The organism is Actinoplanes sp. NPDC049598, assembly GCF_040675435.1.
Classification (GTDB): Bacteria; Actinomycetota; Actinomycetes; order Mycobacteriales; family Micromonosporaceae; genus Actinoplanes.
In genome coordinates this window covers 183,538-204,361 of sequence record NZ_JBFAOX010000001.1, presented here as the reverse complement: position 1 = coordinate 204,361, position 20,824 = coordinate 183,538, and the positions used below count along the sequence as shown (strand labels likewise).

Genomic DNA, 20,824 nt, shown 5'->3' with positions numbered 1-20,824 from the left:
GCCACGGCCGAAGCGTGAGGAATGCCGGGGTGCCAAGCGGTCGGTGCGGTACGGACGCCTGACGATTGCCGACCGGATGGCCGAGATGCGGGTGGCGGCCGGGCACGGCAGACTGCCCGGGATGGACGGACAGCTACTGGGCGGCCGCTACCGGTTGCTGACGCCGGTCGGGCGGGGCGGCATGGCGGTGGTGTGGCGGGCCCACGACGACGTGCTGGCTCGTACGGTGGCCGTCAAGGTGCTGGCGCCCAGCCAGGCCGGTGATCCGTCGTCGCGGGAGCGGATCCGTCTCGAGGCCCGGGCCGCCGCCGCGCTGTCGCATCCGAACGTCGCGCAGGTGCACGACTACGGTGAGACGGCCGAGGGCGGGCAGGTCTTCCCGTACGTCGTGATGGAGCTGGTCACCGGCGGCACGCTGCTGCGCCGCCTGAGCGAGGGCCCGGTGCCGCCGCGTTTCGCCATGCGTATCGGGGCCGAGGTGGCGGCCGCCCTGGCCGCCGCGCACAGCCAGGGGCTGGTGCACCGCGACATCAAGCCCGCGAACGTCATGCTCGCCCCCACCGGGGCCAAGGTCGTCGACTTCGGCATCGCCGCGGCCACGTCCCCCGGCAGTCCCGGCGCGCCCACCGACGAGGTCCTCGGCACCCCCGCCTACCTGGCCCCCGAGCGCCTGCTGCACGACGCCGTCGAGCCGGCCTCCGACATGTACGCCCTCGGCGTGATCCTTTACCGCCTGCTCGGCGGCCGCTCCCCGTGGACCACGAACGATCCCACCCAGCTCCTCAAGCACCACATCCACGTGCAACCGCAGCCCCTGCCGCTGCTGCCCGGCGTCCCCCGGTACGTCGCCGACCTGGTCGACCGTTGCCTCACCAAGAACCCGGCCGACCGCCCCACCGCCCGCGAGGCCGCCGCCGCCCTGGCCCGCGGCGCCGGCCTGCGCGTGGTCACCGACGAGCGCGGCCCGGCCCCGGCCCCCGCCGCCGCCGACCACGAACCTTCGATCGTCATCCGCACCGCCCGGCAGTCGCCCCCACCCCCTCGCCCGTGGCCGTGGCGCCACCGGTCAAGCCGCTGGGCCGTGGCCGCCACCGCCCTCGCGGCCACCGCGGCCGGCGCCTGGCTGGCGCTGCCCGACGAGCGGTCCGCCCTCGCCCGTTCCGCCGCGCCGCCGGTGCCACCGGCGCAGACCAAGCCGGGTGCCCGGTCGTCGGCCCCCGCCGTCCTGCCGACGCCCTCCCGCCCGGCCGCAACGCCGTCGGCCCGGGTCACCACCAGCCGGGCCACCACCGGCCGAGCCGCCACCACTGCCCCAGCCCCGGCGAGCGCTCCCCCGGCGGGCACCGCCACCACGACCACCACCCCCGAGCGCACCGCCACCGCGGCCCCGCCACCCCCGGCCGCCCCGGCGCAGACCTTCTCCTCAACCGCCGGCACGCTGCGGGCCGATTGCCCGTCGCCCACCACCGCCCGGATCCTCTCCTGGCAGGCCACCAAGCCCTTCCAGGTCGTGACCGCAGCCACCGGCCCCGCCGCCGCGCCATCGGTAACCTACAAGCACGGCAAATCGGTCATCACCATGACCGTCACCTGCGCCGCCGGCACCCCCAGCGCCACCGTCTCCGAGACCGCCGGCAAGCCGTAGAGCCGGCCACCGCGGCTATCCCTTGGCTTCGATGCCGGTGGCGAAGTGGACGGCCTCCTCGTGGGTGAGGGGGACCGACTCCGGGTCCCATGTGATGTCGAGGTCCTTGCCGTTCGGCAGGTGGATCTGCAGGTCGGCGACGCCGGCGTAGTAGTCGGCGGGATTGCCGTTGATGGACAGCTTCTCGGACGGGCCGGGCGGCGGCTCGGCCTCGTCGGTCAGGGTGACGCAGAGGCCGGTGGGCTGGCGCTCGCGGGCGGCCTCGGCGGCGGGGGCCAGGCACGTCGTGTCCGTGCTCTGATGTTGCAGGGCGAGCTGGGGCGGGACGGCGCCGACGCGGAAGGCCGTGGGCGGGGCGGGGACGCTGCCGGTGCTCAGGCCCTCGGCGAAGCGGAGCACGTCGGCCTCGGTGGTCGGCCCCAGGCTCAGGACCTGCACCCAGCGCTTGTCCGGCAGCTGCCAGCGGACGCCGACGAAGCGGTCGCCGGGGCGGGAGCCGTCGTAGGAGCCGGACGCGTGCACCACGGCGGGGCGCCCGTTGACCGTGGTCATGTGCTCCTGTTCGGCCTCGACCTCCCAGTCGGGCTGCAGCGGGCCGATCTCGGCCGAGAGCACCTGGGTGCCCTTGGTGTAGTCGAGGCGGGTGTTCGGGCCCAGCCGGGTCACCCCGGGCTCGCCGAGGCCGGCCGGCACCCAGTGCGGGAGCATCGGGAAGGCGACCACCGGCACCTTCGGCCAGGACAAGTCCATCTTGGCGGGCGGCGACTCGCTGTGGGCGGGCGGGGCCGGCGGCGGGCCGGTGTCGTCGGGGCGCAGGGCCGGGACGGCGACGGCGACCACGGCGATGGCCACGGCGGCCCCGCCGGCGGCCAGGGCCTGACGGCGGCGGCGGTCGCGGCGGATGCCCGCGCCGACGGCGCCGAGCAGGTCCGGCTGGGGCACGTGCTGGGTGGCGCGCTCGTGCAGGGTGGTACGCAGGTCCTCTTCCAGGCTCACGGCAGGGCTCCCGACTTGTCGGTGGCGGACGGTGTCAGCTCGGCCCGTAATCGGGCCAGCCCACGGGCGGCGTGCACACGCACCGTGCTGGGCGCGCACCGCAGCGCCTCACCGATCTGGTGATCGTCGAGGTCCTCGTAGTACCGCAGGATCAGGACCGCGCGCTGGGCACGGGTGAGCCGGCCGAGCCGGGGCCACAGGTCGTGCCGGTCGCCGATCTGCTGGACGAAGTCGCCGGGGTCCTCCCGGTCGTCGTCGACCGGTTCCGGCTTCTCCCAGCTGCGGCGCAACCGCAGCCAGGAGACGTGCTTGCGCACCAGGGCCGTGCGCATATATCGGTCGGGGTCGTCCGCCGCTATCCTGCTCCACCGGCGGTACGCCTTGACCAGCACCTCCTGGACCAGGTCCTCACCGTGCTGATGGTCGCCGCAGACCAGGTAGGCGAATTGGCGCAGGGCGTCCCCGCGGGCCTTCACGTACTCCTCGAAACCGCCGTGCATCCGCTCACCCCGTTCGGTTGTGCCCCTCTACTTAGAAGGACGCCTCGAACGGCCCGATCCGCTTACTTCCTCAGGCGACGGGTCCGGCGACGGCGCGTACCTCCGCCTCAGGGAACTATCGTGACGGGCCAGCGGCCGCTGCGTTCGAGCTGGCGGGCGACGGATCCCACGATGCGGTGAGCGAGACATTCCGGGCGGCCGACGACGACGGTGCCGGCTTGGACCTCGTGGGCGACGTCGGAGATCACGCTGTACGGGTCGCCGGGGCGCACCACGAGCTCGACTGGGAAATCGGCCGCGCCCAGAGCCGCCCGCAGCGATGCCTCGACGCGGTCCTGGGCGTCGACGGCCTGGGCCACCCCGGTGCCGGAGGTGTCCATGGTGGCGAGCAGCCCGTTGGGCCGGCGGCGGGCGTAGACGACGACCAGCCGGGCCTGCTGACGGCGGGCGAGCCCGGCGGCGTACGCGGCGGCGCGCAACGACGAGCGTGACTCGTCCACACCGACCACGATCGCCGCCGGGCCCCAGCCCTGCGATCTCATGAGTTCTATCCCGCGCGCAGCTCGGCGATCGCCTCGGGCGTCAGCGTCCGCGGGTCGGCCCCGGAACTGACCAGCACGACCGACATGCTCGCGGCGTGGTTGAGGGCGCTGGTGAAACTGCCGTCGGTGAACTGCGCGAGCGAGCCCCGCGGCGAGTGCCCGATGGCGATCAGCGGCGCCTTCACCTCGGCCGCGTGCCGGGCCACGGCGCGCCCGGCGGCCGCGTGGTCGCCGACGCTCTCGATGATCTGCCCGGTGGCGGCGACGCCCGAGCCGGCCAGCCGGTCCAGGTGCCGGGCGAGAGCCGCCTGGGCGTCGGCCACGGCCTCCGGCTCGATCGCCAGCTCCTCGAGCACCTTGGTCTCGCGCACGTGCACGACCTCCAGCGGCCGGCCCTCCCGGCGGGCGATCAGCGCGGCGGCGTCCACGGTGGCGGCGGCGTCCGGCGTGTTGCCGACGGCGACGATCACGGGCCGGTCCGCGGACGGCGCGGCGGGCGCGTTCTCGGCGGCCGAGACCAGCTTGTGCCCGCTGGCCAGCACCACGATGGCCAGCAGGAACGCGACGCCGCCCACGTAGAACGGCACGCTCAGGTCGAAGTGGTCGGCCAGCTTGCCGGCGACGTACGGGGCCAGGCCGCCCCCGATGAACCGCACGAAACCGTACGCCGAGGACGCGATCGGCCGCTCGACCGGCGACACCAGCATGACCGCCTGCGTGGTCAGCGTGTTGTTGATCCCGATGAAGGCCCCGCTGACGATCACCGCCGCGATCACCGCCGACGGTGTGCCGACCCCGGCCGCGATCACCACCATGACGATCGCGAGCCCGGCCATGTTGACGTACAGGACGGGGGCCGTACCGAACCGGGCCTGCAGCCGCGGCGCGAAGAAGACGCTGAAAGCGGCGACGAGCAGCCCCCACGCGGTGAAGACGAGGCCGAGCTTGTGCGCGTCGAGCTCCATCGGGTACGGCGCGTAGCCGAGCATCGTGAAGAAGCCCCAGTTGTACAGCAGCGCCATGATCCCCATGGTCAGCAGCCCGCGGTGGCGCAGCGCCTTGAGCGGCGCGCTCAGCGACACCTTCCGCGCCGGCGTGGGCAGCGGCTTGACCATGATCAGGGTGGCCACGAGCGCGATGGCCATCAGGATGGCGACCCCGAAGAACGGCCACCGCCAGCTGATCGACCCGAGCTCCCCGCCGAGCAGCGGCCCGACCGCGATGCCCAGCCCGAGCGCGGTCTCGTACAGGATGATCGCCCCGCCGAAGCCGCCGCTGGCCGAGGCGACGATGACCGCCAGGCTGGTCGCGATGAACAGCGCGTTGCCCAGCCCCCACCCGGCCCGGAACCCGACGATCCCGCCGATCGACCCCGACGCCCCGGCCAGCGCCGCGAACACCACGATGATGGCCAGCCCGGCGATCAGCGTCTTCTTGGCCCCGATCCGGCTCGACACCCACCCCACGCCGAGCATGGCCACGGCGGTCACCACCAGATAGCTGGTGAACAGCAAAGACACCTGGCTGGGCGACGCGTGCAGGTCATCGGCCAGCGCCGGCAGGATCGGATCGACCAGCCCGATCCCCATGAACGAGATGACACAGGCGAACGCCACCGCCCACACAGCCCGCGGCTGCCGGAAAGGGCTGACGGCGGTTTCTCCCGAGGCGCTCATGCGCACACTCCATCGACGCGACAGACGATTGATAACTGCGTTATACATTATCGCGCGCAGGAGCTCACCGGCCACCCGGGCCGTTCAGTAGACGAAGCGCGACACCGCCGCCTGCAACTCGTTCGACATCCGGGACAGCTCCGCCGCCGACCGCTGGGCGTCCCCCACCGACTCGGCCGTCGTGCGGGCGTTCTCGGCCACGCTCGTGATGCCCTGGTTGATCTGGCCGGTGGCGTTGGCCGCCTCGTTGACGTTGCGGTTCATCTCGGCCGTGGTGGCGCTCTGCTCTTCCACGGCCGAGGCGATCGTCGTCGTGTAGTCGCTGATGTGGCCGATGATCTCGCTGATCTCGCCGATGGCGTTGACCGCGAGCCCGCTGTCGTTCTGGATCGCCTCGACCCGGCGGGCGATGTCCTCGGTGGCCCGCGCCGTCTCCTGGGCCAGGTCCTTGACCTCACCCGCCACCACCGCGAACCCCTTGCCGGTCTCGCCGGCCCGGGCGGCCTCGATGGTCGCGTTCAGCGCGAGAAGGTTGGTCTGCTCGGCGATCGCCGTGATCACGCGGATGACGTCGCCGATCTCGCGGCTGGACTCGCCCAGCGTGCCGATGGTCTGGTTGGCCGACGCGGCCGCGTTCACCGCCTGCCCGACGACCTCGGCCGCCGAGTTGGCGCTGTGCGCGATCTCGGCGATGGCCGAGCCCATCTCCTCCGAGCCGGCGGCCACCGTGCTGACGCTCAGCGACACCTCCTCGGAGGCCGAGGAGACCATGCGGGCCTGTTCGGACGCGGTGGCCGCGCCGTCGCTGATCTGGTTGGCGATGACCGAGGTCTGCTCGGCCGCCGCGGCCAGGCTCTGCGCGGCCGAGCCGACCGAGGCCACCACCTCGCGGGTCTGCTGCTGGGCGACCAGCAGCATCGCGGCCATCTCGCCGATCTCGTCGCGGCCCTTGACGTCGACCGTGGCGGTCAGGTCGCCGTTGGCCATGGCGGTCAGCGACTGCTTGACCCGGCCGAGCCGGCGCGCGATGGCCCGGGCCACGATCGCGCCCAGCACGATCGCGGCGGCCAGGCCCACCACCAGGAAGATGATCTGCAGGCGCCGGGCCCCCGCGGCCGCCTCCTCGCTCTCCTTGGCCCGGGTGGTGGCCTGCGCGAGCTGGGCGGTGTTCTCGGCCTCGACCGCGTCCGAGGCGTCGGACATCAGCGGCAGCGCCGTGTCGCGGTAGGCCGCGGCGAACGCCTCGTACTTGTTGGCCTTGGCGAGCGGGATCATGGTGTTGTTGCCGACGTCCATGAACCCGTTGAACGCCTTCTCGAACGCGTCGACGTTGGCCGGGTCCACGGCGCCCGGGCGGTAGGCGGTCAGCGCCTCGTCGAGCAGCTTGACCCGGTCGTCGATCTCGCCGCTGAGTTTGGCCTGGGTCGCGTCGGTGGCCACGCCGTACTCCAGGTAGCGGGCCCGGATGGCCTGCGAGTTGCGCTGCACGGTTGACAGTTCGGTCAGCGGGGCCACGTTGTTCTCGTACAGCAGCTTGTTCTTCTCCCCGAGGGTCGAGATCGCGACCAGCCCGGCGATGCCGATCGCGAGCGCCGCCAGCGCCGCCACCCCGATCGCAGCCTGGATCCTCACGCCGACCTTCAAGTTGTCGAACCAGCCACCGTCACCCATGGCGCACCCCCTTCACCCCCCTACTGTGGGGCCCGGAAACGCCGTCTTGGGGCAAATCGAGAATTCTGCGCGTTAAGCGCTCGCTGTCCGGCATTGTTGGCTGCTCAACAAAGGCCCAGGTCAACAGCCACGGAGGTACGGATCCTCGGACAGCACCCGCTTCGGGCGCCGGCCGCCGTCGCTGGTCACGGCCATACGCGGCTGCCGGGCCGGTGGGTGCCGGCGCTAAAACCGGCTGCTCTGCAGCAGCGGCGGATAGACCCCCGACTCGACGCCGTCCACGGTCGCCCCCGCGAACTGCAGCATCCGCCCGGTCGCCCGGTTCAGCTCGTACGGATAGTTCAGCACCGGCGCCGACGCCTCGTCGAGCCGCGCCATCTGCCCCGCGTCCAGCGTCAGGGTCAGCGCCTCGAGATTGGCCGTGAGGTGCTCGACCCGGCCCGGCCCGAGGATCGGCGCCGTCACCCCCGGCTTCTGCCGCAGCCACGCCAGCGCCACTGAAGCCACCGGCGCCCCGACCGAGGCGGCCACCTCGGTGAGCACGTCGATCACCGCGAACTGCGCGGCCGACGGCCCACCCGTGATCACCCCTCGTCCCGTGGGTGCCGCGTCCCGCGCGTACTTGCCGGAGAGGAACCCACCCGCCAAGGGTGACCACGGCGTCAGCCCCATCCCGGCCTGCAGCGCGAACGGCGCCAGCTCCCCCTCGACGGTGCGGGCGAGCAGCGAGTACTCGACCTGCAAGGCGATCACCGGCGGCCACCCGCGCAGCAGCGCCATGGTGTGCGCCTGCGCGGTGAACCACCCCGGTGTGTTGGAGAATCCGACGTAGCGGACCTTGCCCGCCGCGACCAGGTCGTCCAGCGCCCGCAGGGTCTCCTCGACCGGGGTGAACGCGTCGAAGTTGTGCAGCCAGTACAGGTCCACGTACGAGGTCTGCAGCCGCCGCAGCGACTGCTCGAGCTGGGCGACGATCGCCTTGCGCCCGGCCCCGCCGCCGTTGGGGTCGCCCGGGTGCATGTTGCCGAAGAACTTCGTGGCCAGCACGAGCCGGTCCCGCAACCCAGGCTGCCCGGCCAAGTAGTCGCCCAGGATCACCTCGGAGTGCCCGTTGGTGTAGAAGTTGGCGGTGTCGATGAAGTTGCCGCCCTGCGCCAGGTAGGCGTCGATGATCTTCGACGATTCGGCGGCCGAGCAGCCGAAGCCGCCCTCCTCGCCGAAGTTCATCGCGCCCAGGGCGAACGGGCTCACCCGCAGTCCGGAGCGGCCGAGCGTGCGGTACGAGCTGAGTGTCGTCTCCATGCGTCCATCCCACCGCGCCCGGCGGGAGGCGGCGTAGAACAGGGCTACCTCGCTCTTGCCCGATCCTGCCCGGGCTGAAAGACGTTCCCGTCATGCGGCTCGATCTTGCGGCGGGACAGGCCGAACGTGCGCATCATCGTGGTCACCAGCGCGTCGTAGACCGGTGGCAGCACGACGAAACCGAACTCGATGAGCCGGTTGGTCAGGCCGACCGACACCTCGGGGCGCGGATCGTCGACCTGCTTGAGGATCGCGTCGGCCACCTTCGCCGGCTTGGCCACCGGCGGCGGCGGGCTGCCGACCCGGCCCGCGTAGTTGGCCGCCCGCTGGTAGATCGGGGTGTCCACACTGCCTGGGGCGACCGTGCACACCGTGATCCCCGGCGCGTCGCGGGTCTCCTGCTGGAGCGTACGGATCAGGCCCCGCAGGCCCCACTTCGCCGTGACGTACGCCGACATGTAGGGCACGGTCACATGCGCGAGCAGGGAGCTGCACAGCACCAGCGTGCCCTCGCCCTGAGTGCGGAAGACCCGCAGCGCGGCCCGGGCCACATTGGCCGCCCCCAGCAGATCGGTGGTGACCACCTTGTCGAAGACCGCCGCCGGCAGCTCCTCGAACTTCCCGTAGGCCATGACGGCCGCCGTGTCGACCCAGACATCGATGCGGCCGTACGCGGCGACGGTCGCGGCGGCCAGCGCGTCGACCGACCCGGCGTCCGCGATGTCGGTCGGCACGACCAGCCCGCCCGTCGACGCGGCGATATCCTCCAGCTCGGGAAGGCCCCGGGCCGCCAGCACCACCTGATCGCCCCGGCGGGCGAAGGCGAGCGCGGCGGCCCGGCCGATGCCGCTGGACGCACCGGTCAGTACGACTACTCTGCTCACGGCTTCAGAACGACCTTGATGCAGCCGTCTTCCTTGTTCTTGAAGATCTCGTACGCGTGCGGCGCCTCCTCGAGCGGCAGCCGGTGCGTCACGAGGTCGCCCACGCCCAGCGGGTCGCCGTCACCGATCAGGATCGGCAGGATCTCGTCCGACCAGCGGCGCACGTGCGCCTGGCCCATCCGCAGGGTGACGCCCTTGTCGAACAGGTCCATCATGGGCATCGGGTCGGCCTGGCCCCCGTACACCCCGATGATGGAGACCGTGCCCGCCCGCCGGACCGTCGCGAAGGCCGTGGTGAGCGCGGCCATCCGGTCGAGACCGAAGGTGTCGACCGCCTTGCGGGCGATCGCGTCCGGCAGCATGCCGGCCGCCTTGATCGCCGCCGACTGGAACGGCGAGCCGTGCGCCTCCATGCCGACCGACTCGATCACGCTGTCCGCGCCCCGGCCGCCGGTCATGTCCAGGACCATCTGCTCGACGTCGTCCTTGGACGCGTCGATCGTCTCGATGCCGTGCCGCTGCGCCATGGCCAGCCGCTCGGGCACCAGATCGGAGGCGATGACCCGCTCCGCGCCCAGGTGACGGGCGACGCGGGCGCTCATCTGCCCGATCGGCCCCAGCCCGGTCACGAAGACCGTGTCGCCCGGCTGCACGTCGGCGTACTTGACGGCCTGCCACGAAGTGGTCAGCACGTCGGACAGGAACAGGTAGTGCTCGTCGGGGCGGCCGTCGTCCGGCACCTTGATCGGCCCGAAGTGGGCCTGCGGCACGCGAAGGTACTCGGCCTGACCGCCCGGCACCTGCCCGTACAGCTTGGTGTAGCCGAACAGCGAGGCGCCCTTGCCCTGGTCCTTGTTCTGCGTGGTCTCGCACTGCGCGTAGAAGCCGCGCGAGCACATCCAGCACGAGCCGCAGGAGATGTTGAACGGGATCACCACCCGGTCGCCCGGCTTGATGTGGGTGACCTCGGGCCCGACCTCCTCGACGATGCCCATCGGCTCGTGGCCGAGAATGTCGCCCTGGTCGATGTACATGCCGAGCACGTCGTACAAGTGAAGATCAGAACCGCAGATCGCGGTGGAGGTCATCCGCACGATGGCGTCGGTCGGCATCTCGATGCGCGGATCGGGAACCGTCTCGACCGACACCTTGCCGGTGCCCTGCCATGTCAAAGCTCTCATGAACCAAGCGGTGCCCCATTCGTGAGCAAGTAATCCTCGTCCTCCGGGCTCCATCGCAGGCTGACCGCGCCCGAGGTGTCGGCCGCCCGGACGAACTGCAGGAAGCTGCGGTAGCCCAGCTTCTTCTCGGTGAAACCGGGCTCGGCCTTGCGCACCTGGTTCTTCAACCCCGACAGGGCCACCGAGCCCCCCGGACCGGCCAGGCTCTCCACGACCGTCCGCAGCAGGGCGAACGCGGCCTCACGATCCCCGTGCTCGGGCAGCGACACCTCCGGGTCGGAGCCGCCGCTGAGCTCGACCACGCCGTCGCCGGCCAAATGGCGCAGCAACTCGCCGAACGACCGGAAGCCGTAGTCGGCCTCGTTGAAGGTGGGATCCTTGCGCAGCAACGTGCGCTTGAGACGCGAGGCCAGCACCGTGCCGGTGACGCTCTGCGCGACCAGGGCCGGCAGCGCCTCGACCTCGCGGGCCGGCGCCTCGACCTCGGGCGCGGGCTGAGCGACCCCCTCGAGCCGGTCGTAATAGAGGAACTCGTCGCACGCGGGTGGCAGCAGGGCCGAGGTCGTCTTCTCGATGCCGACGCCGATCACCCGCTTGTTCAGCTCGCGCAGTTTGGCCACCAGCGGCGTGAAGTCGCTGTCACCGGTGCCGAGCACGAAGGTGGAGATGTAGTCCCGCTCGAACGCCAGCTCCAGGGCGTCGACCACCATCTTGATGTCGGCCGCATTCTTGCGCGAGGCCCCCATCCGCTGCGGGATCTCGATCAGCTCGACGTGCGCGCGGGTCAGCATGCGCCGGTCCTCACCGAAGAACGACCAGTCCGCGTACGCCCGCCGCACCACCACCCGCCCCCGATCGGCCAGCGCGTCGGTCACCGGCCGCAGGTCGAACTGATGCCCGTTGAGGGTCTCGCGCGCGCTGATCGCCAGGTTCTCGTAGTCGAGGAACATCGCGATCCGCTCTTCTTGATCCACGCGCGTCAGCCTAGCCGGTTTATAGTTGCACCCACCGTGCAGTAATCATAGCCGTCGATGGAGTGTGACCATGCGCCGCTCTCTGCTCGTACTCGTCCTTGCTCTGGCTGCCCTGCTGCCCGCCGTGCCCGCGGCCGCGGCCCCCGTTTTTCGGCCGATCGTCTTCGTGCACGGCAGCGCCGGCTCGGCCGCCCAATTCGAGACCCAGGCCAAGCGCCTGGCCGCCAACGGCTACCCCGTCGAGATCATCGAGGCCCACGAGTACGACTCGCCGAACATCGCCACGATCCTGCCGTCGGTCTACGCGGGCCTCGACGCCCGGATCGCCCGTCTGCTCGCGGCCACCGGAGCGACCCAGGTCGACCTGATCGCCCACTCGCTCGGCACGTTCGTCTCGCAGGGCTACTTGAACTCGTCACCGGCCCGGGCGGCGCGCGTCGCCCACTACGTCAACCTCGACGGCCGTACGGCCACAGCCCCACCCGGCGGCGTGCCCACCCTCGCCATCTGGGGTGAAGGTGACCCGGCCCGGGCGGTCACCGGCGCCCTCAACGTGAGCTTCCCGGATCAGTCCCACACGCAGACCGTGTCGTCCGCCGAGTCGTTCCGGGCGGTCTTCGCATTCCTCCGCGGCTACCCGCCGCGCACCACCCGCATCGTCCCGGCACCCGTCGCCCGCGTATCCGGACGGGCCGTCATCTTCCCCAGCAACGTCGGCTCGGGCGGAGTGGTCCATATCTACGCGCTGAACGCGCTCGGCGGCCGGGCCCGCCTGCAGCACACGGCCCCGGTCGCCGAGGACGGCTCGTTCGGCCCCGTCGCCCTGTCCCCGCTGGCCCGGCACGAGTTCGCCCTCGTACGCCCCGGCGCCCCCACGCACCACTTCTACTTCCAGCCGTTCCTGCGGTCGGATTCGCTGGTACGCCTGCTGGCCGGCCGCCCCGGCGAGGGCGTCGGCGCGCTGATCGAGACCTCCCCCGGCCACACCGCCCTGACCCTCAACCGCCAGAAGGAATGGTGGGGCGCCGAGGGTGACCGGCTCTACCTCAACGGCCGCCAGATCCTCAACGCCGCCAACACCCCGCGCGCCAAGCGGGTCATCGGCATCTTCGCCTTCGACGCCAACAGCGACCGCCGTACGGACCTGACCGCCCCGCTGCCCGGCCTCTACGCCCAGACGTTCCTCACCGGCATGGACGTCTACCTACCGGCCCGGTTCGTCACGACCGTCGTGGTCGCCCACCGGGGCGGCGGCACGGAGACCACCGTCCTGCCGGCCTGGCCCTCCGACCAGCACCGCGTCACGGTCAACGTCAACGACTACTAACACTCGATCACGTTGACGGCCAGCCCGCCCCGCGCCGTCTCCTTGTACTTGATCTTCATGTCGGCCCCCGTCTCCTTCATGGTCTTGATGACCTTGTCGAGGGAGACGTGGTGCCGCCCGTCGCCGCGCAGCGCCATCCGGGCCGCCGTGACAGCCTTGACCGCGGCCATCCCGTTGCGCTCGATGCACGGAATCTGCACCAGCCCGCCCACCGGGTCGCAGGTCAGCCCCAGGTTGTGCTCCATGCCGATCTCGGCCGCGTTCTCCACCTGCTCCGGCGTCCCACCCAGCACCTCGGTCAACCCCGCCGCCGCCATCGCACAGGCCGACCCGACCTCACCCTGGCAGCCCACCTCGGCCCCCGAGATGGACGCGTTCTCCTTGAACAGCAGCCCCACCGCCGCGGCCGCCAGCAGAAAGCGCACCACCCCGTCCGGGGACGCCCCCGGCACGAAGTCGGTGTAGTACCGCAGCACAGCCGGAATGATCCCGGCCGCCCCGTTCGTCGGCGCCGTCACCACCCGCCCGCCGGCCGCATTCTCCTCGTTGACCGCCATCGCGTACGCCGTGAGCCACTCCATCGCATGCTCAGCCGGCCGCCCCGCCGCCCGCAGCTGCCGCGCCGTGGCCGCCGCCCGCCGCCGCACCTTCAGCCCACCCGGCAGGATCCCCTCCGCCGCCAGCCCCGCGTCGACGCACTCCCGCATGACGTCCCAGATCCCGAGCAGCCCCGCCCGGATCTCCCCCTCGGACCGCCACACCTGCTCATTGGCCATCATCAGCCGCGACACCGACCACCCGGTCTCCCCGGTCAGCGCCAACAGCTCCGCCCCACTACTGAACCCGTACGGCAGAGCAGTGTCGTCGGCCCGCACCCCACCACTGCCCTCATCGATGACAAACCCCCCACCCACCGAGAAGTACGTCTTCGTGAGCAGCTCAGCCCCATCGCCATCCAGCGCCACGAACGTCATCCCGTTCGGATGCCCCGCCAACGCCCGCCGCCGATGCAGCACAACCTCAACCGCAACATCGCGCCCACCCCGCGGCGAGCTCTCCCCCGCCCCCGGCCTGACGAGTTCGGCCTGCGTGTTCTCGCCCGCCCCTGGCCCCACCAGCTCAGCCTGCGCGCTCTCGCCCGCCGCCGGCACGTCGAGCGCGGCCTGCGCGCTCTCGCCCATCTCCGGCCCCACGAGCTCGGCCTGCGCGCTCTCGCCCATCCCCCGCCCCACGAGCTCGGCCTGCGCGCTCTCACCCATCCCCCGCCCCACGAGCTCGGCCTGCGCGCTCTCACCCACCCCCGGCCCGTCGGGCACGGCGGTGCTGGCCTGCACACCCACGCCCGGGCCCGGCTCGCCGGGCTCGGCGGCGCCGGCCTGTGCGCTTCCGCCCGGCCGCGGCCCAGTCGGCGCGGCGGCCAGCAGCCGAAGCCGGCCGCCGGCGTGGATGCGGGCGGCCCGCTCATCGGCCCCGGCCACGTCAACCGCTTCGGGCGTCTCGCCTTCGAGCCCGAGCAGCACGGCCTTGGGCGTGCCGTGACCGTGACCGGTCGCGCCGAGCGACCCGAACAGCTCCGCCCGCACCGAGCTGACGCGGTCGAGCAGCCCACCCTCGGCGACCCGAAGCGCAAACATCCGAGCCGCACGCATCGGCCCGACCGTGTGGGAACTGGACGGCCCGATGCCCACGGAGAAGAGGTCGAACACAGAGACGGCCATGGAGGCTCCTCATCGAGGTCAGCCTCCCCCGCTCTGTCATGGGTGCCTGAGAGCTTCACCGCCCGTGTTGTCGGGACGGCTTGCACCGTGGGCGCAGAACGCCGGCCGCGTCCTGACTTTCCAGAGTCGCCTGACCACCGCGGTACCGGGGCCTGAGAGATTCTGAGGGAGAAGTTGCTCCTTCGGCGCCCCGCCAATTGCGAGGACTCTCCCGCAGCGGATCAAACAGCGAATGTTCGGTTATGTCCCGCCGACGCTATCCGCCTCCCAACCCCAGGTCAACAAACCCCAGCTGAACGACACCACCCTCACCCGCACGGCATTCCCCACTGCCGTAGCGGCGCCCCCGTCCCCCTCCAAGCGACCGCCGCCGCCTCACCGCGAGCCTCACCGCCTCGCCGCCGCCCCCGCCGCCTCGCCGCGAGCCGCTCCGCAACCCCGCCCCCTCACCGCGAGCCGCATCGCCTTGCAGCGACCCCGCCGCGACCGTTCGTCCCCACGAGCCGCACCACCTCGTGCCAAGCCTCGTCGCCTGCCGCGAGCCCGTTGCCCCGCGCGAGTGTGCCGACCCGCTCATGGCGCAAGGCATCCTAGGAACCTGGGTCAATGCCGCGGCCGCGGTTGCCGCTCGAGCGCAGTGACCGGAGCCGGCCGGCGTGATCGCTAGATGCCGAACACGCCGGCCGTTCCCCGCTCCCCGCTCCGCGGCGTCAGGCTGCGGCGCAGTAGGTGCTCTGCTTGCCGATCACCTTGTAAGGGCAGTCGGCCACCTCGGCCAGCAACAGGGCCGCCTCCTTGTTGCGCGTCGTCTCCCGCGTGATCACGCTGGCCGGCGGATAGAAGCCGCCCCCGGACGCGCCGGTCGGATACATCTCGAACGTGTAGGCGAAGATCTTGTGCGTACCCCACAGCCAGTCGAGCAGGTCGCCGTCGGTGACGTACAGGTCGCTGGACTGCTCCGGCGTGTACCGGTTGGTTGCGGCCATCTGCCGGCCGAAGGTAGCGAAGGTGTTGTAGTCGTCGGCCGTCATCCCGGTCGTCGTATTGGCCGTGGTGTGACCGAACGGCCACAGCACCAGCTCGGAGTACGTGTGGAAGTCCATCGCGGCGCCGATCTGCTGACGGCCGCCGACGACCCGGCTGTTCACGAAGTCCCGGACGGCCCGCGTCTCCGGTGTTGAGAAGGCTGACGGACCGCGGTAGGTGAGCGACGACGGCGTACCGGAGGATCCGCCGCAGCAGCCCCATTTGTAGCCGTAGTTGCGGTTGGGATCGGTGCCGATGGCCGACGAGCCGCTGTTGGGCTGGCGGTTCTTGCGCCACGACCTATAGCTGCCGGTCGCGATGTCGTACTCGGCCCCGTCCGGGTTGACCGACGGCACGATCCAGATCTCCCGCGAGTTCACGATGGTGCGGATCCGGGTGTCCGACGCGTACGACGACGTGTACAGCTTGAGCAGGTACACCGCCATCTCGACCGTCAGGTGTTCGCGGGCGTGATGGTTGGCGTCGTAGAGGACCTCGGGCTCCGCCTCGTCCGTGCCGACGTTGTCGGAGATCTTGACGGCCACGATGTCACGGTTCTCGTACGTCTTGCCGATGACCCGCTTGCTGGCGATCGCCGGATAGGCCGCCACTACCTGGTTCACCTCGGCGATCAGTTCGCTGTAGTTGTGGTACGGCGCGTCCGACGGCGGAAAGTCGAGCGTCTGCAGCACGGGCTGCACGGTGAAGCCCTGCCGTTGCAACGCCCGCACCTCCCGCCCGGTCGCCGTGATCTCGACGACCCCGTGCTGTACGGAGTCGATGGCCACCCCGGCGCGCGCGATCGCGTTGCGCTGGGCGGACGTCCGTACGTCATACACCTCGAACTGCCCCTGCTGGTCGAGCGAGGGGGCGGCAGAGACCGGCCCGGCAGCAATGAACGCCGAGCCCAGGAGCAGTAGCGCAGTCAGAAAGCCAAAGCGTCGTCTCATCACGTCAGCCCACCACCATAGATAGATGAATGGCAATGTCTTGGGCCATGCCAATCCGCCCCTCTCCGTCAAGTGATGGCCGGGATCTGAAAGAGTCTTGCAGTTTTCCCCACGGCCTGCTTAGGATCTGAAAGAGTCTTTCAGATCGGAGTGCCGCCATGCGCGAACGCCGCCCCCAACTCAGCGATCCCGCCGTCGTCGACGCCCTGGCCCACCCGGTGCGGCTCGACGTCCTCGGCTATCTCATGTCGTCCGGCCCCGCCACGGCCTCCGCGTGTGCCCGCGCCGTCGGCGACACGCCGTCGAACTGCAGCTACCACCTGCGGGTGCTGGCGGCGCACGGCCTCGTCGAGCCGGACGAGTCCGGCGACGGGCGCTCGAAACCCTGGCGGACCACGCTCACCGGCTTCACCGTCGACAGCACAGCCGACGCCACCCGGCTGGTGGCCGCCGCCGTCGAGCTGGACCACCACCTGGCCCGCGAGTACCTGCGCCGCCAAGAAAACCTGCCGGAGCAGTGGCGCGAGGTCGACTCCCACGCCAGCTTCGGCCTCGCCCTGACCCCGGACGAGCTCGCCACAGTGCTGAGCCGCATCGACGCCGTGGTCCGGCCGTACCTCGCGCCCACCCGCACCGACACCCCCGAGAACGCGGAACACGTGCACCTCTCTCTCATGGCCTTCCCCCGCCCCGGCTTCGGCCGCCGATGAACCGGCGGGAAGCGGAGGCCGCGGTGAAGCAGCCGGAAAATCGCGCGGTAGTGCAGTCGCAAGCCACCTCAGCCCTGTCGGTCCCCGCCTTCCGCCGGCTCTGGATCGCCGGACTGGTGTCCGATGCCGGCGACTGGCTCATGTTCATCGCGCTGCCGCTGGTCGTCCTCGAACTGACCGGCTCGGCCCTGGGCACCTCGGTCGCGTTCCTGCTCGAACTGGCCCCGCCGGTCCTGCTCGCCCCGCTCGCGGGCCGGGTCGCCGACCGGCTGCCGCGGCGCCGAGTCATGCTGGTCGCGATGCTTGCCCAGGCCGGCTCGCTGCTGCCCCTGCTCGCGGTGCACGACCGGGCCGACCTGCCGCTGCTGTACGGCGTGATCGTCGCGCACGCGACCTTCGGCACGTTCTTCGAGCCCGCCAAGAACGCGGTGCTCCCGACGCTCGTCGGACCCGACCGCGTGGTGTCGGCGAACGCCCTGGTCGGGCTCAACAACGACCTCGGGCGCATCGCGGGCGGTCCGCTCGGCGGCGTGTTGCTGGCGGTAGCCGGGCTCGGCGGCGTCGTGCTGGTGGACATCGCGACGTACCTGGTCGCCGCCGCGCTCGTTGCCACCCTGCCCCGAGGTCGCGCGGTGCGGACGGCCCAGACGGCACAGAAGGCCCAGACAGCGCGGACGACTCGAACGGCGCGGACGACCAGGACGGCCGGCCCGGCACGCGGCGGCCTGCTCGGCGTGCTGGCCGACCCGGCAAGCCGCGCCCCGGTCGTGGTCGCCTTCGTCGCGGCCATCGCCCAAGGCCTGTTCGTCCTGCTCTTCGTCTTCTTCGTCACCGACGTCCTGGGCGGCGCCGAGGCCGACGTCGGTGCGCTCCGCGGCGTCCAGGCCATCGGGGCGATCGCCGCCGGCGTCGTTCTCGGCATGCTCGGCGCCCGCGTCGACGTCGTCCGGCTGACCATCACCGGCAGCATCATCTTCACGCTCCTCACCGCGCTGACGTGGAACCTGTCATTCGTGACGCACACCGTCGGCATCTACGGCGTCCTCTTCGCCGTCGTCGGCGCGCCGGGTGTCCTCATGGGAGCCGGCCTGACCAGCTTGCTGCAGCAGGCGTCGGGCGACGACCGCCGGGGCAGCGCGTTCGCCGCGTTCGGCCTGGCCCAGGCCACGGGTCAGGCGCTGGGGCTGCTCGCCGCCGGCGCGCTGCAGAGCATCGCCGACACGCTGCCGCTGCTCGAGGTCCAAGCCGCCACCTATGCCGTCGCCGCGATCCTCGCGCTGGTCCTGCTCAGGAAAGGGCGTCGAGGGCAGCCAGCGCCTCCGCCGGCAGCTCCAGCGACGCCGCGGCCATGTTCTCCCGTAGATGCGCGACCGACGACGTCCCCGGGATGAGCAGGATGTTCGGCGCCCGATGCAGCAGCCACGCCAAGGCCACGGCGTTGGGCTTGACCCCGAGGCCCGCCGCCACCTCGTCGAGCACGCCCGACTGCAGTGGGTTGAAGCCGCCCAACGGCCAGAACGGAACGTACGAGATCCCCTGCCCGCCCAGCGTCGCGATGAGCTCCTCGTCGCCCCGGTGGGCGACGTTGTACCAGTTCTGCACCGTGACGACCGGCGCGATCGCCTGTGCCTCGGCCACCTGATCCGGGGAAACCACCGACAGCCCCAGCTCCTTGATCAGCCCTTCCTGCCGCATCTCGGCCAGCGCGCCGAACTGCTCGGCGATGGACCCCGGCACCGGCGAGTGCCCGTCGGCCCCGCCCCCGACCCGCAGATTGACCACGTCGAGGGCGTCGACGCCGAGGTTGCGCAGGTTGGACTCGACCTGTTCACGCAGCTGGGCGGGCTGGCGCGCGTGGATCCAGGCGCCGTCCTCACCGCGGACCGAACCGACCTTCGTGACGATCAGGAGATCGTCCGGGTAGGGCGCCAGCGCGGCGCGGATCAACTGATTGGTGACGAACGGCCCGTAGAAGTCGGCCGTGTCGATGTGATCGACCCCCAGCTCGATCGCCGTTCGCAGCACCGCGATCGCCTCGTCCCGATCGCGCGGCGGCCCGAAGACGCCCGGACCGGCGAGCTGCATCGCCCCGTACCCCATGCGGTTGACCTTGGTGATGTCCATGCGGAAAGCTTGCCGCGTCACGGCGGGGTCAGCGGTAGTCCCGCTATTCCTAGGTCTGGCAGGACCAGGGTGGGCCCGGGCGGCGGGACTACCGTCGAGGCATGAACCTGATCGGCGACTTCTTACGGGCACGCCGGGCCCAGGTGCGTCCGGAGGATGCCGGGCTGCACGTCACCGGCGTCCGCCGCGTCGCGGGCCTGCGCCGGGAGGAGGTCGCGCTGCTCGCGGGGGTGAGCAGCGACTACTACTTACGGCTGGAGCAGGGCCGCGACCGCAACCCGTCGGTGCAGGTGCTCGAGAGCCTGGCCCGGGTGTTGCAGCTCGACGACGACGCCATCGACTACCTGATCGGGCTGGCCGCGCCGAAACCCAAGCGCCGCCGCCGGCCCCGCCGCGAGACCGTGCCGGCCGGCGTTCGCGAGCTGCTCGGCACGCTGAACGTCCCGGCCTTCGTGGAGGGCCGCTACTTCGACGTGCTGGCCGCGAACGATCTGGCCGTCGCCCTGTCCCCGCGGATGCGCGCGGGTGAGAACAGGCTCCGCGCGGTCTTTCTCGACCCGGCCGAGCGGGCCCTGTTCCCCGATTGGGACGAGGCGACCGCGCTGCTGGTGGCCGGGTTCCGCGAGTCGGTCGGCACCGACACCGACGACCCGCGCTTCATCGAGCTGGTCGGCGAGCTGTCGCTGGGCAGCGAGCGGTTCCGCCAGCTCTGGGCCCGCCACGACGTGCACACGCGCGAGGGCGGCCCGACCGAGATCGACCATCCGCAGGTGGGCCGCCTGACCCTGCGCCGCGAGAAACTGATCATCGCGGGTGACCCCGGTCAGGTCCTGGCCGTCTACCACGCGTCGCCGGGCTCGCCCAGCGCCGAGAAGCTGTCCCTGCTCGCGTCGTCGGCGGTCACCGAGAGCCGCCGCAAACTCCCGGCGTGACCCGATGTCGGCCCTACTTCTCCCCGAGCAGGCGCGTGGCCAGCACCGCAGCTTGGGTGCGGCGTTCCAGGCCGAGCTTGGCGAGCATGCTGGAGACGTAGTTCTTGACCGTCTTCTCGGCCAGGAACATGCGCGAGGCGATCTCCCGGTTGGTCAGGCCCTCGGCCACGAACTCGAGGATCTTGCGTTCCTGGTCGGTGAGCCCGGCCAGTTCGCGGGGTTGCTCCACGCCGTTGCGGATGCGCTCGAGGACCCGCTGGGTCACCGCCGGGTCCAGCAGCGACTGGCCCGCGGCCACGCGGCGTACGGCGTCGACCAGGTCCGTGCCGCGGATCTCCTTCAGCACGTAACCCGAGGCGCCGGCCATGATCGCCGCGAACAGGGCCTCGTCGTCCTCGTACGAGGTCAGGATGAGCCCTTTGATCGACGAGTCGACGGCGCGGACGTCCCGGCACACGTCGATGCCGTTGCCGTCGGGCAGCCGGGCGTCGAGGACGGCCACGTCCGGCCGCAGCGCCGGGATGCGCCGGGCGGCCTCCTGGGCGGAGCCGGACTCGCCGACCACCTCGATGTCACCGCCGGCCTGAAGCAGGTCGATGAGGCCACGGCGGACGACTTCGTGGTCGTCGAGGAGGAAGACTCGGATCACACTTCATTCCTACCGTC

At 71.5% G+C, this 20,824-nt stretch carries 17 protein-coding genes, 1 pseudogene and 1 riboswitch; of the genes and pseudogenes, 5 read left to right on the top strand and 13 right to left on the bottom strand.

Features of this window, described 5'->3' with window-relative positions:
• Positions 1–43 precede the first annotated feature (43 nt).
• Positions 44–1,645 (top strand): serine/threonine-protein kinase, encoded by a 1,602-nt coding sequence (locus AB0J66_RS00995; protein WP_364654568.1) that lies wholly within the window; start codon positions 44–46, stop codon positions 1,643–1,645.
• Between the two features lie 15 nt (positions 1,646–1,660).
• Here the strand turns inward: AB0J66_RS00995 and AB0J66_RS00990 are convergent, their stop codons facing one another.
• The 9 genes from AB0J66_RS00990 to AB0J66_RS00950 all read right to left on the bottom strand — a co-directional run bounded on the left by AB0J66_RS00990 (position 1,661) and on the right by AB0J66_RS00950 (position 11,371).
• Positions 1,661–2,641, bottom strand: coding sequence for a hypothetical protein (locus tag AB0J66_RS00990; protein ID WP_364654567.1), 981 nt, complete (start codon positions 2,639–2,641; stop codon positions 1,661–1,663).
• The gene (locus tag AB0J66_RS00985) at positions 2,638–3,141 is read right to left on the bottom strand and encodes a SigE family RNA polymerase sigma factor (RefSeq protein WP_364654565.1); all 504 of its coding nucleotides are present in this window, start codon (positions 3,139–3,141) and stop codon (positions 2,638–2,640) included. Before AB0J66_RS00985 ends, AB0J66_RS00990 begins: the two co-directional genes overlap by 4 nt.
• A gap of 107 nt (positions 3,142–3,248) precedes the next feature.
• Positions 3,249–3,683, bottom strand: coding sequence for a universal stress protein (locus tag AB0J66_RS00980; RefSeq protein ID WP_364654564.1), 435 nt, complete (start codon positions 3,681–3,683; stop codon positions 3,249–3,251).
• Positions 3,684–3,688: 5 nt separating this feature from the next.
• On the bottom strand, positions 3,689–5,359 hold the full coding sequence (locus AB0J66_RS00975; protein ID WP_364654562.1) for an MFS transporter: 1,671 nt from the start codon (positions 5,357–5,359) through the stop codon (positions 3,689–3,691).
• A gap of 84 nt (positions 5,360–5,443) precedes the next feature.
• Positions 5,444–7,030 (bottom strand): methyl-accepting chemotaxis protein, encoded by a 1,587-nt coding sequence (locus tag AB0J66_RS00970; protein WP_364654559.1) that lies wholly within the window; start codon positions 7,028–7,030, stop codon positions 5,444–5,446.
• A gap of 225 nt (positions 7,031–7,255) precedes the next feature.
• On the bottom strand, positions 7,256–8,332 hold the full coding sequence (locus AB0J66_RS00965) for an aldo/keto reductase (RefSeq protein ID WP_364654557.1): 1,077 nt from the start codon (positions 8,330–8,332) through the stop codon (positions 7,256–7,258).
• Positions 8,333–8,376: 44 nt separating this feature from the next.
• Positions 8,377–9,216 (bottom strand): SDR family NAD(P)-dependent oxidoreductase, encoded by an 840-nt coding sequence (locus tag AB0J66_RS00960; RefSeq protein ID WP_364654555.1) that lies wholly within the window; start codon positions 9,214–9,216, stop codon positions 8,377–8,379.
• Entirely contained in the window at positions 9,213–10,397 is a 1,185-nt protein-coding gene (locus AB0J66_RS00955; protein ID WP_364654553.1) for a zinc-dependent alcohol dehydrogenase, read from the bottom strand. Before AB0J66_RS00955 ends, AB0J66_RS00960 begins: the two co-directional genes overlap by 4 nt.
• Positions 10,394–11,371: a PIN domain-containing protein gene (locus AB0J66_RS00950; RefSeq protein WP_364654551.1), complete on the bottom strand. Its 978-nt coding sequence runs from the start codon at positions 11,369–11,371 to the stop codon at positions 10,394–10,396. Before AB0J66_RS00950 ends, AB0J66_RS00955 begins: the two co-directional genes overlap by 4 nt.
• 70 nt (positions 11,372–11,441) lie before the next feature.
• Here AB0J66_RS00950 and AB0J66_RS00945 point away from each other — a divergent pair, with 70 nt between their 5' ends.
• The gene (locus AB0J66_RS00945; RefSeq protein ID WP_364654549.1) at positions 11,442–12,698 is read left to right on the top strand and encodes an alpha/beta hydrolase; all 1,257 of its coding nucleotides are present in this window, start codon (positions 11,442–11,444) and stop codon (positions 12,696–12,698) included.
• Here AB0J66_RS00945 and AB0J66_RS00940 read toward each other — a convergent pair.
• Positions 12,695–14,416 (bottom strand): L-serine ammonia-lyase, encoded by a 1,722-nt coding sequence (locus tag AB0J66_RS00940; protein ID WP_364654548.1) that lies wholly within the window; start codon positions 14,414–14,416, stop codon positions 12,695–12,697. The genes AB0J66_RS00945 and AB0J66_RS00940 overlap by 4 nt on opposite strands.
• A gap of 130 nt (positions 14,417–14,546) precedes the next feature.
• Positions 14,547–14,640, bottom strand: a riboswitch (glycine riboswitch).
• A 498-nt stretch (positions 14,641–15,138) separates the two neighbouring features.
• Positions 15,139–16,269: pseudogene (locus AB0J66_RS00935) on the bottom strand (M14 family metallopeptidase); the annotation flags it as partial.
• Positions 16,270–16,550: 281 nt separating this feature from the next.
• Between AB0J66_RS00935 and AB0J66_RS00930 the strand changes: the two are divergent.
• Both AB0J66_RS00930 and AB0J66_RS00925 read left to right on the top strand, forming a co-directional pair.
• Positions 16,551–17,102 carry a helix-turn-helix domain-containing protein gene (locus AB0J66_RS00930; RefSeq protein ID WP_364654546.1) on the top strand — a complete coding sequence of 184 codons (552 nt, stop codon included), beginning with the start codon at positions 16,551–16,553 and terminating at the stop codon, positions 17,100–17,102.
• A 23-nt stretch (positions 17,103–17,125) separates the two neighbouring features.
• Positions 17,126–18,493 (top strand): MFS transporter, encoded by a 1,368-nt coding sequence (locus AB0J66_RS00925; protein ID WP_364654544.1) that lies wholly within the window; start codon positions 17,126–17,128, stop codon positions 18,491–18,493.
• On the opposite strand, the gene AB0J66_RS00920 is transcribed toward AB0J66_RS00925, so the two are convergent.
• On the bottom strand, positions 18,390–19,226 hold the full coding sequence (locus tag AB0J66_RS00920; protein WP_364654542.1) for an oxidoreductase: 837 nt from the start codon (positions 19,224–19,226) through the stop codon (positions 18,390–18,392). The genes AB0J66_RS00925 and AB0J66_RS00920 overlap by 104 nt on opposite strands.
• A gap of 101 nt (positions 19,227–19,327) precedes the next feature.
• Between AB0J66_RS00920 and AB0J66_RS00915 the strand changes: the two genes are divergently transcribed.
• Entirely contained in the window at positions 19,328–20,158 is an 831-nt protein-coding gene (locus tag AB0J66_RS00915) for a helix-turn-helix transcriptional regulator (protein ID WP_364654541.1), read from the top strand.
• A 13-nt stretch (positions 20,159–20,171) separates the two neighbouring features.
• Here AB0J66_RS00915 and AB0J66_RS00910 read toward each other — a convergent pair whose 3' ends face one another.
• Positions 20,172–20,807: a response regulator transcription factor gene (locus tag AB0J66_RS00910; protein WP_364654539.1), complete on the bottom strand. Its 636-nt coding sequence runs from the start codon at positions 20,805–20,807 to the stop codon at positions 20,172–20,174.
• Positions 20,808–20,824: the final 17 nt, after the last annotated feature.